This window comes from Bacteroidota bacterium (assembly GCA_039111535.1).
GTDB lineage: Bacteria > Bacteroidota > Rhodothermia > Rhodothermales > JAHQVL01 > JBCCIM01.
Map to the genome: position 1 here is coordinate 1 of JBCCIM010000214.1, position 10,661 is coordinate 10,661.

General features: G+C 51.2%; 13 protein-coding genes. 12 read left to right on the forward strand and 1 reads right to left on the reverse strand.

The genetic code is table 11. The features are described from left to right. The 8 genes from AAF564_23025 to AAF564_23060 form a co-directional block, all read left to right on the forward strand. The coding region (locus AAF564_23025) for a sigma factor-like helix-turn-helix DNA-binding protein (protein ID MEM8488440.1) at nt 1-205 on the forward strand (205 nt) is incomplete at its 5' end. Further along, nucleotides 192-737: a hypothetical protein gene (locus AAF564_23030; protein ID MEM8488441.1), complete on the forward strand. Its 546-nt coding sequence runs from the start codon at nt 192-194 to the stop codon at nt 735-737. The genes AAF564_23025 and AAF564_23030, both read left to right, overlap by 14 nt. 8 nt (nt 738-745) lie before the next feature. Continuing rightward, on the forward strand, nt 746-1,306 hold the full coding sequence (locus AAF564_23035; GenBank protein ID MEM8488442.1) for a DUF4252 domain-containing protein: 561 nt from the start codon (nt 746-748) through the stop codon (nt 1,304-1,306). Between the two features lie 54 nt (nt 1,307-1,360). After that, entirely contained in the window at nt 1,361-1,936 is a 576-nt protein-coding gene (locus AAF564_23040; protein ID MEM8488443.1) for a DUF4252 domain-containing protein, read from the forward strand. Nucleotides 1,937-2,184: 248 nt separating this feature from the next. Further along, nucleotides 2,185-2,661 (forward strand): hypothetical protein, encoded by a 477-nt coding sequence (locus tag AAF564_23045; GenBank protein MEM8488444.1) that lies wholly within the window; start codon nt 2,185-2,187, stop codon nt 2,659-2,661. Between the two features lie 171 nt (nt 2,662-2,832). Next, complete coding sequence (locus tag AAF564_23050) at nt 2,833-3,876, forward strand: helix-turn-helix domain-containing protein (GenBank protein MEM8488445.1); 1,044 nt, start codon at nt 2,833-2,835, stop codon at nt 3,874-3,876. Nucleotides 3,877-4,003: 127 nt separating this feature from the next. Next, nucleotides 4,004-5,134, forward strand: coding sequence for a nuclear transport factor 2 family protein (locus AAF564_23055; GenBank protein ID MEM8488446.1), 1,131 nt, complete (start codon nt 4,004-4,006; stop codon nt 5,132-5,134). Between the two features lie 172 nt (nt 5,135-5,306). Continuing rightward, entirely contained in the window at nt 5,307-7,007 is a 1,701-nt protein-coding gene (locus tag AAF564_23060; GenBank protein MEM8488447.1) for an AarF/UbiB family protein, read from the forward strand. Here AAF564_23060 and AAF564_23065 read toward each other — a convergent pair. Beyond that, nucleotides 7,004-7,981, reverse strand: coding sequence for a hypothetical protein (locus AAF564_23065; protein ID MEM8488448.1), 978 nt, complete (start codon nt 7,979-7,981; stop codon nt 7,004-7,006). The two genes, AAF564_23060 and AAF564_23065, sit on opposite strands and share 4 nt — an antisense overlap. A 363-nt stretch (nt 7,982-8,344) precedes the next feature. Here AAF564_23065 and AAF564_23070 point away from each other — a divergent pair, with 363 nt between their 5' ends. The 4 genes from AAF564_23070 to AAF564_23085 all read left to right on the forward strand — a co-directional run. Continuing rightward, nucleotides 8,345-8,941 carry a LemA family protein gene (locus AAF564_23070; GenBank protein MEM8488449.1) on the forward strand — a complete coding sequence of 199 codons (597 nt, stop codon included), beginning with the start codon at nt 8,345-8,347 and terminating at the stop codon, nt 8,939-8,941. 48 nt (nt 8,942-8,989) lie between these two features. Next, nucleotides 8,990-9,826, forward strand: a complete 837-nt coding sequence (locus AAF564_23075) for a TPM domain-containing protein (GenBank protein ID MEM8488450.1) — start codon at nt 8,990-8,992, stop codon at nt 9,824-9,826. A gap of 118 nt (nt 9,827-9,944) precedes the next feature. Next, nucleotides 9,945-10,274: a tetratricopeptide repeat protein gene (locus AAF564_23080; GenBank protein MEM8488451.1), complete on the forward strand. Its 330-nt coding sequence runs from the start codon at nt 9,945-9,947 to the stop codon at nt 10,272-10,274. Between the two features lie 50 nt (nt 10,275-10,324). Continuing rightward, on the forward strand, nt 10,325-10,661 hold a 337-nt coding region (locus AAF564_23085), incomplete at its 3' end, for a LysM peptidoglycan-binding domain-containing protein (GenBank protein MEM8488452.1).

The window sequence follows — 10,661 nt, forward strand, 5'->3', positions numbered from 1 at the left end:
CCGCAGTCATTTGTTGAAAGCGGTTGAAACCCTGGCTGAGCCATACCGGAGCATTGTCATCCTCCGGGAAATTCAGGAATTGCGTTACCAGGAAATTTGTGAGGCTTTAGACCTCCCACTCTCAACGGTCAAAGTTTATTTGCACCGTGCTCGGAAGACACTTCGAACCCAACTGCAAGAGGTATTGCAACGTGAAAACGGATGACACAAACCCTGCAAAGTGGCTGGATGAACACCTTGAGGCCTTCCTCGACGGTGAACTAAAGGCTGAGGAGGCGCAAAAATTTGAGCGCCTGCTCGAACAGGATGAGGCGTCCCAGCAGTCGTTGCTCTGGGCCGTAAACATCCGGGATGAACTACGGGCGGTTCCCACACCGGAGCCACCGGCAACCCTGCAAAAAGATATTTTACACGCAGTACGCAAAGAAGCGCGCGCTGACCAAAGAAACAGTTTCTTCTCAGCATTGGGTGCCCTCTTTACGTTCGAGCAAACGCACGTATTGCGGCCAGCACTTGCAACGCTCACCCTGCTTGTTATAGCAACAACGCTTCTGTTTGTCCTCAATCGCCCAACACTGCCACAGCCAGAACCAGAATCAATTTCACAGGCAGAAATTGACCAGGCACTTGCTGAAGCAAAATGGGCCCTGGGCTATGTCAGTAAAACTGGCCGTATGACCGGCACCAGTATGCAAGACGCCCTGGCTCCGCTATTGAAAGAACAGACCAAAAAATAAGTATTACCGTGAAGTATAGCCTTTCAATATTTGCACTCATGATGCTCTTTGCCGGCTGGGGCCAGCAACAGCTGTATGCCCAAGACGACCTGGACAACGACCCCGGGTACGTCGACTTTTCAAGTATGGAAGATCGGTTTGACACCACGCCAGACTTCCAGATCAACATCAAGGGCCAGCTAATCAAACTGGTTGCTGAAGCCTCCCGCGAGGAAGACCCGGAGTTTGCAGAGTTGCTCCTGCGCCTGCGCGCAATCCAGGTGCGTAGCTTCCCTATGCGCAAATCCCAAATCAGGGCAATGGAGTTGCATTCAGAGTCTATCGGGGAAGAACTTGAAGACGCCGGCTGGGATACCGTGGTGCGGCTGCGCGACTATGGCCAATATGTCGATGTATACGCACTCGAAAACCCTGACTTTATCCTTGGCCTTATGATGATGGTGGTGGATACGGAAGCCAACGAAACCGTATTGATCAACATCGTCGGCGACATCGCAGCAGATGAGCTCGGCCGCATCGGTAGCAAGTTTGATATCGCCCCCTTGTCTACCGTAATGGAAAACCGCTAACGCACCGGACGACACGCTACTGTACCTCTATCATCCAATAGCCAGACCTCTACCATGATCTTCTCCTCAATTCAGACGCGTAACCTGGTGGTCCCTTTCCTGGCATTCTTTGCGTTTGTCACTGCCGGATGCTCGCTGACAAATGAAATAACAAATACGAAAAATGAAATCGAGCAAAACACGCGCATTAATGCACATACCGGCATTGTACTCTCCCTGGGCCCCGGGCTTTTTCAAACAACGGGTTTTGTAACCAAATTCATTGACGAGCGAGATGCCCAGCTCGCAAGCCGGCTTGCATATGGCATCCGCCGGGTCAAAGCGGGCGTCTATCCGCTCAAACGGAGATCAAACATCAACCAGCTGGACCTCCCCTCGCTCAAGCGCTTTCAGCGAAGAGGCTGGCAGCCAGCCATCAAGGTTGAAGCAGACCACGAAATTGGCTGGATCATGTACCGCCAACGAGGTAATCGCGTAAAAGATATGTTTGTGGTTGTCGTGACCGAAGAAGAAATGGTACTGGCCCGCATCCAGGGCAACCTGACAGAACTGCTCGATGTAGCGCTCGACGAAATAGAATCTGAAGGAGAAAGCGACTTTTTCAACGACTGGTCCGACTGGGATTTTTAAGGCGAACATAAATGTGTTCGCTGTTGAAGGTTACAAGTTAAAGGTTGAAAGTTCATGCTAGCGTACTGTAACTAGAGCGCTAACATTGGTTTTTCAGCAAACGCCCTGCACATGGCTGCAAGGGCGTTTTTTGTTATAAGGGATATCGTTTTTTACCGCTATCTGCGCGTTTCGTTACGAAATCAATACAGAAATAAGCATGACTCTGCTACATTCTTCGTTCTGTTTATCCACTATCCCACATCCCAATGAAAACCGTTTACCTAAGCCTCGTATTAGGCTTACTTTTCGCATGTTACCCCAATCAATCGAGTCACGCACAAGACAAACCTAGCACCGAAGTTGCCAAAAGCTTCCTTGATTTCTATTTCAAAGGCCAGGGCAAAGGCGTTGTAGTCGCAGATATGCAAGTGTGTGCAGACGTGGTAAACGCAGCTTGCGTTGACCCGGTTGATCCATCGTTGCTGCTGGTTGGCATGAAATACAAAATCTGGATGGCATTTGTGGTGCCCGAAGGTGACGAAGTCGACTCACTCTCACTTCAATTCAGCAAGGATAGCGAAACCAAATTTTCTCGCGACCTCTCAGTAAAAGGATCCATCAGATACCGCACCTGGCGTAGCTTCAATCCTACCGCACCTGGCATATGGACCGTTTCTGTGCTAGATAATCGCGAAGTAGAGCTCGAAGAACTCGGCAAACTTTCGCTTGTTGTGAGTGAATAACGCAGGGTGATCCGCTTTCGAAAAAAGGCTCTTGCCGGCAACTTTATTGTTGCCGGCAAGAGCCTTTTTCATTTCCCCCCTTTCACATAAGTGCAACTGGCTGTAAAATGGTCGTATAAATCGGCGCACCACCTGCAAGTCACCCGACACAACAGAGCTGACACACACCCAATGAGCATTGACCAACAACTCCTGTATCTATTCAGCGGCCTGGGCGCCGTGAATGGCTTGTTGTTGGGCGGTTACTTCTTGCTCGTCAAAAAGTCACGCCGGTTGTCCGACTATTTTCTGGGCGGCCTGTTGTTGATGTTGAGTGTAAGAATCCTCAAGTCGGTGTTCCTTCACTTCAACCCGGGTCTGTTCCAGTTATTCATACAGGTAGGATTGGCTGCCTGCCTTCTGATCGGCCCTTTTCTCTATCTGTATGTGATCAGTGCAACCCAAAAGTCGCAGAACCTCAAGCAGCGCTGGTGGCTGTACCTCGTCCCCTTTTTGCTTTTTATTGGATGGCTGGCGTACAACCATCCCCACGATGGCCCACCCTATAGCTGGAATCCGTACGTGCCCACCATCTACAATATCTGGCTTCTCTGTATTCTCGCTGCAGGATTTCAGATGCGTGGCGTGCTTCGCCGGCTGCTGCAAAAGGAAAAGTCTATTTCTACAGAGGAATCCTGGTTGCTCAATGTGTACTTCGGCGTATTCCTGATTTACATAGGGTATGCCACCGCATCTTACACCTCTTACCTCGCCGGAGCCCTTTCCTTTTCTTTTATCATTTACATATCGCTGCTGCTCCTTTTCTATCAGCATAACCTGAAACCTATTGCCAAAGACCCGCCCATCAAATACAGCAACTCTACGCTACAAGCTGAAGAAGCGGCGACACTCATGCAACAGCTCGACGCATTGATGACCGAGCACCAGTATTATCTAGACCCCAAGCTGACCATTGCCGGCCTTAGCAAACAAATTGGCATTCCCGGCAAAGAGCTTTCACAGGCCATCAACCAGAGTCGGGGGTACAACTACTCACAGTACATTGCAACCCTTCGGGTCGCAGAAGCCAAGCGTCTGCTTCATTCCCCCAAACACCAACACTATAAAATTGCAGCCATCGCTTTCGAAAGCGGGTTCAATAGCCTCTCTTCATTCAACGCAGCGTTTAAACAAATAGCCGGCACAACGGCCAATACGTATCGCAAACAGGCTTAAATCGAAAAAGAACACTGCCAATATCAGGATTCTGGTAAAGTTGGAGACTTTTTAACCGTATCTATTCGGCATCCACTGCTCAAGGGCAGGGTTTTCTAAACGTTTGAAGGTTAAAATTGAATTAGCGATGCGTAAATATCTTTTCCTCGCCCTCCTTATTGTTTACCCGGTGACCGTTGCAGCCCAGGGTACTGAAGAAGATCAAATCCGGGAAGCCATCGGCAAATACGATGTAGGCACCGCGTACAATCATGCTGACATGGTACTCGAGGCGTTCATGCCTGGCGCCGACATGTTTCTTGAAAACAGAGACCAGGAGCTCTGGATCATGAAAATCGAGGACTACGCCGGCCGCATTGCCAACCAGGAAGCCGGCAAGTTCAACGGACGCCTCACCAACACCCTGGCTATCGATCGTTTTGGCAACATCGCCACTGCAAAGCTCGAAGTGATCATTCCAACGATGGGCCGGCGCTTTATCGACATGCTGCTCCTGAAGAAACTGGATGATGGTTGGAAAATCATCAGCAAAACGGCCACCAGCGAACCGAGCCCACGCACGGGAAAAAAGGTGCTCATGGTCGTATCCAGCGCAACACAGCAAGGAGACTCAGCACTGCCGGCCGGCAACAGCTTTGCTGAACTGGTGATTGCCTACGATGAATACTACAAAGCAGGCTACCACATCGACGTCGTGAGTCCGAAAGGCGGTAAGGTCCCGTTGGCGTATGTAAATCCGGCTGACAGTCTTGAAAGTCAATATCTGTACAATGCCGATTTCATGTATGCCATGGCCAACACAAAGACGCCGGCAGAAATCAACCCCGATGCATACCAGATTGTGCAGTTCACAGGCGGCAGCGCACCCATTTTCGATATCCCCCAGCACCAGGCCCTGCAAAACATCGCCATGCATATCTACGAAAAGAACAACGGGGTGATAGCAGCGGTTTGCCACGGCACAGCTGCATTGGTAAATCTCAAAACCAGTAATGGCAACTACCTGGTGGCAGGAAAACAGGTGAACGGCGTGCCCGACATCCTGGAGCGCAAAGACCTGCCGCACTACAAGCAGTACCCGTTTATCATTGAAGACCTGCTCGTTGAGCGCGGCGGCATTTTCAGGCACGCCGAAATCGCAACGCCCCACATGGAGGTAGATGGCCGGCTGGTCACCGGACAAAACTCGTTATCCTCAGCCATGGTCACCCGCAAAAGCATCGAGATCAGCCAGAGGAAAGAAAACGAAGACTCATAGGCAAGCAGTACCAACATGCACCATAAGCCCGATGCCGTTTATCCTGCATCGGGCTTTGTTATGTCAGACACATTTGTGAGAACAGGGTTAATACCTGCTTTTTACAAAATAAATCTGAACCCGAATGGAATGACGAGACGTAGCACCTATATCCATAATCAGCAGGTGCGCCATGCTTACCACGCAATCGTCAACATCGCAATCAGGTTTTGCGCGAAGAATCAAATTGCTTGGGGTATATGGCACGGTGTTGCGCATCTTGATGAGCTATGGACTACTCAAACTGGCCGGTTATATTCGGGGCCCTGAATGGGTGAACCAACGCCGGCACGCCCTGCACAGAAAAAATGCCCGCCGCGTCGAGCGCATGATTCTCGGGCTAAAAGGACTGTTTATCAAAGTCGGCCAGCTCATCAGTATCCTGACCAACTTTTTGCCCGAAGACTTCAGGATTGGACTGGAAGGCCTCCAAGACCGCATCCCTGCCCGTCCTACAGCAGAAATCCAGCAGCGCATTGAAACAGAACTCGGTGCCCCCCTTGCCACACTGTTCAAAGCGTTTGACCCAGAGGCTGTGGCAAGCGCATCCCTCGCCCAGGTCCACCGCGCTACCCTGCACGACGGCCGGCACGTCGCTGTAAAAGTGCAGCACCTCGACATCGAGAAAACGGCGCGCATGGATCTCAAAACCATCCGTAACCTGTTTGGACTCGTGGGTACATTCTTGCGCGTGAAGGGCCTGACCACGCAGTATGAACAGCTGTCTGATATGATATTGGACGAACTGGACTTCACCAAAGAAGCTTTGCACATCCAGCGTATCGCAGAAAACCTTAAAGATCACCCCGGCGTTGCGTTTCCCGTTGTTGTGAATGACCACAGCAGCCAGCGCGTCTTGACAACGGAGTTTATTGACGCCATTAAAATCTCCAACACGGAAGCCCTGACAGCGCAGGGCATAGACCGCGAAGCGTTGGCACAACGCGTGGTAGAGGCGTACTGCCAGATGGTGTTTGAAGATGGCTTTTACCACGCAGACCCGCATCCGGGTAACATTTTTGTGCGACCAGACGGCACCATTGTATTTATTGATTTTGGCGCCGTTGCCACCCTGTCGCCGGCGATGAAATCGGGCATCCCGCAGATGCTGATGGGTGTGATCCAACAAAACCCTGAACGCATCAAAAAGGCGATTAGCCAGATGGGCTTTGTGGCCTACAACCAGGATGACGAGACAGTGGACAACCTGATTGCCTCGATGTACGACCGGTTTATCGAGGACCTTGACCTTAGCGAAATCCAGCTTAACAACATCAATGCAAAGTCTACGATGGATGCGAAGCTGGATATGTGGTCGGACATGCGCCGGCTCAATATTTCCATACGCGACCTGATGAGTACTTTCCAGGTGCCCAAAGACTGGATCCTGCTCGACCGCACCATTTTGCTCATCCTCGGGCTCTGCACCCACCTGCACCCTGAAATGAACCCGATGCAAATCCTCCAACCGTACCTTGAACGAACTGTGCTCGGACCAGACGGGGACTGGAAAACATTCCTGAGCGATGCCGTAAAGGACGTAGCAAAATCAGCAATTTCGATCCCCAATGAAATGCAACGTTTGCTGGCGCGCGCAAACCGGGGTGAGTTGGAAGTACAGATCACCGGTTTACAGAAAAGCACCAATCTTCTGTATGCGCTCGGCCACCAGTTCTTGTTTGGCTTGCTGGCCCTGGGCTCAGCAGTGATGGCTTATACAGCCCGCGTGGATGGTGATGAAACAGTGACCCTGGTAGCTGGCATCGCCGGCGGCCTGTTCCTGTTGCTTACGTTCAACTCTATTTTGAAAGCACGGCGATGGCGCAAGCGTTAGCCCTTGCGGCAAAACTTGAGAAATGCGCGCTTCTTACGCCGGCTTTTGTCGATGTCTTTGTAGAATTGTGCGATGTACTGACGCGCTTGCTTGCGGTATCGGTTACTGGTGACATCGAGCCCATCCACTAACGCTTCGATCTCTTCGCGATGGGCATTAAACTGATCAAAATGGGGCTGGAGGTCTTCGATGGGCCGGCAATACCCACGGTAGCGGCGTTCCCGCACGGTTTCAAGTCGCAGATTGGGTGCCGGCGTTGCATACGGCGCATTCACCAGGCCCGACCAATCAAAATCATAAGGCACCGGGATGACTTTTTCTTTACCCGGTACATCCACCAGCCGAATGTTATGCTGCGCCGTTACCGACCAGTCGGTATTGCCAATCAGGTACTGAAAAATCGACAACACCGTTATCTGCGCTGCATCCGTACTGTCCTGGTGAAATAACGGCACCTTTGAGATGACACCGCCATTCCGGGTAGCCATGTCATCGTCGTCTTCTATCAGAAAGCCGTAGCGCGTTATAGGCTTGCGCGATAATGTCGAGTCGACATAGGTAACTTCTGCCAACCGCACCTTGAAGCTAAACGGCGTGACAACGTTGTAGATTTGATAGGCGAGGTATTCAAGAATCACCCGGTCATTGTAAGCTTGCTCCCAATCCTGGCAGTGCGTAACCAGTTTCACCTTGTCGAGACCTTCAAACAGCGACCCCGCAACCGCCTTTTTCTTAAAATTCAGGCGAAGGGGTGGGAAATTGCAGTGTTTTTCGTTTTTCCGAAAATTCCCACGCACCCGCAACTGGATGTCTGTTGTAAATGCCGAAGACCGTGCATTAGCTGCATCCGCATCATCAGTATAGACCAGGGTGCCAGCATGTTCTGCCGGCGATTCACCCCGATCTGCAAGCAAGACATCGAGGTTGGCTGTTATGGTGATGTTGATCAGCTGCTGCTCAGCAAAGATGGGCAACGACTCATTTACCTGTGCTTGCCGAGCTAAAACAGGTACGCACGTCCAGGACGCACATGCCAAAAGCAGACACATCCGCATATAAAACGCTTGTCCGGAGATACAGCGCATGGCAAAATTAGCCAGATGGTGAGGATAAATGGCAGGGTATTCAGCAAAACAAATGCACTAAAGAATAGACGTATATTCTACAAAAAGGGTGCTTAAATCACAGCATTTTCCCAAAAGCTGGTATGTAATCACGCCCAGAATTAATATAATAGACGTGATACTCACAGCCGGCGTCCTACATTTCGAGGGTGCGCAACCCACCTCTGAGTAATCCGTAACCCCCTTTGATTTTATCACCAACCCATTAAAACCATGCGTAGCAAAGGTACTCTCGCCTTGCTGATTATTCTTCTGCTCGTCGGACTTGGCGGATGTGCAGGCTGCAGCACCTACAACGGACTTGTTGCACAAGATGAAAACGTAGAACGTGTTTGGGGCGATGTGGAGACGCAATACCAGCGTCGGGCAGACCTTATCCCGAATCTCGTAAACACCGTAAAAGGCGCGGCAGAATTTGAGCGTGAAACGCTGGAATCCGTCACCAATGCGCGGGCTAACGCAACGTCGATTAACCTTACTGCTGATGACCTGAACGACCCTGCCAAAATGCAGGCTTTTCAGCAGGCACAGTCTCAACTTACTGGCGCCTTGAGCCGGCTGCTCGCTGTAGCGGAGAATTATCCGCAATTGCAGGCAACCCAGGCTTTCCGGGATTTACAGGTACAGTTGGAAGGAACGGAGAACCGCATCACAGTTGCACGACGCGACTACAACGGTGCCGTCCAGACGTACAATACCAACGTGCGCCGATTCCCGACAAACATGATAGCCGGCATGTTCGGCTTTGATCGCCGGGCATCGTTTGAAGCAGACCCGGGTTCCGATCAGGCACCTACGGTTGAATTCTAGCCTGACACGTACACAGGCTACTCTCTTTGTAACAGACCCGCGCCAGGCATGGCGCCGGCGCGGGTCTACACCTGCTTGCCCCAAAACACGTTGAATACGCTCCGCTTAAGTCTTCTTGTCCTCTGCCTGGTGTTCTTCGCGCCAGGTCGACTGCTAGCGCAGGGCTTTGACGTCATCGAGCCTACGGGGCAATGGGTTACTGATCTGGGCGGCATGCTCAGCGCTTCGGAAGAGCGCTGGTTGAGCCAAAAACTCGATACATACGAAGATACCACCTCTACACAAATTGTCATCGTAACCCTGCCCAGTCTCAACGGTGTGCCGGCTGCTGAATACGCGACGGCGCTTGGGCGTAAATGGGCCGTAGGGCAACAAGGTCAGAACAACGGCATCGTAATCCTTGCTTCCAGTCAGGATAGAAAAATATTCATTGCTTCAGGCTATGGGCTGGAAGGGGCAATACCTGATGCTATTGCAAGCCGCATCATTCAGAACATCATGGTCCCGAATTTCAGGCAGGGACAGTTTTATAATGGATTTGACAGCGCTGTCGATGCACTCGTCGCAGCAGCACGGGGTGAGTTTAGTGCATCCCCCCAACGTGCCACTGAACAGCTCGATCCAGAAACCATCTTTATGCTGATTATGCTGGCCCTTTTCCTGTTTTCCATGTTCTCAAAAGGCGGAGGAAAAAGCGGCGGCAAACGATACAGAAGCCGGCGTGGCGACTTCCCGGTAATTCTTTGGGGACCTTCTTTTGGCGGCGGCAGCGGTGGCGGTGGATTTGGCGGCTTCGGCGGTGGAGGATTTGGTGGCGGCGGATTTGGCGGCTTCGGCGGTGGTGGTGGCAGCTTTGGCGGCGGCGGTGCCGGCGGCGGCTGGTAACACAGGTCTTAATATCCCATCACGGAAGGCAATTCCCTTAATTGTTTGGAATTAAAAAACTTAACGCCTGCCCGTTTGTTAAAACTTCTCTCCAAAAGTAATATTTCCTTGTTATATTATGGATCGCTTAGCTGCACTGCTGGCCTTTTATGAAGAAGACCCTGACGATGCGTTTACGCGGTTTGCCATTGCCAGTGAATATCTCAAAAGAGACAATAAAGAAACGGCACTAACGTTTTTTGAACAGCTGGTCCGGGATAAACCCGCCTATGTGGGTACCTATTATCATCTTGGAAAATTGCTGGAATCACTGGATCGCACGGCCGACGCAATACGCACGTATAAAACGGGTATTCTGAAAGCAAGCGAGTTGCAAGACCTTCATGCGCGTGCAGAACTGCAAGACGCATTGCTAAACGCACAGGGCATTGGATTTGACGACGCGTAGTGCCCTCACAATAACCACTGCCGGCTTTACTGAATAACCTGAATATTATCATGATTGCGCAACGCAGCCTTTTATGCCTCGGTTTTCTTTTCTTCCTGGCTGTTAATATTTGCGCTGTAGATGTTAGCCTTGCCCAAGAGGCAACGCGCTATACAGTGAAAAAAGGCGATACCCTCTACAGTATCGCCCGAACACACGGCCTTACCGTGTCTGACGTTAAAAACCTCAACAGCCTTGACGGCAATACCATTTATGTAGGCCAGGAGCTTGTTGTTAGCACGGCTGCTGCGCAACCCCAGGCACCGCTTCCAACCCTTCCTGACCCTGTTTTTCAGCCGGCCAGCGACCCAGTCATCCCCCGAGAGGTGATGGATGCAGAAGAAAAAC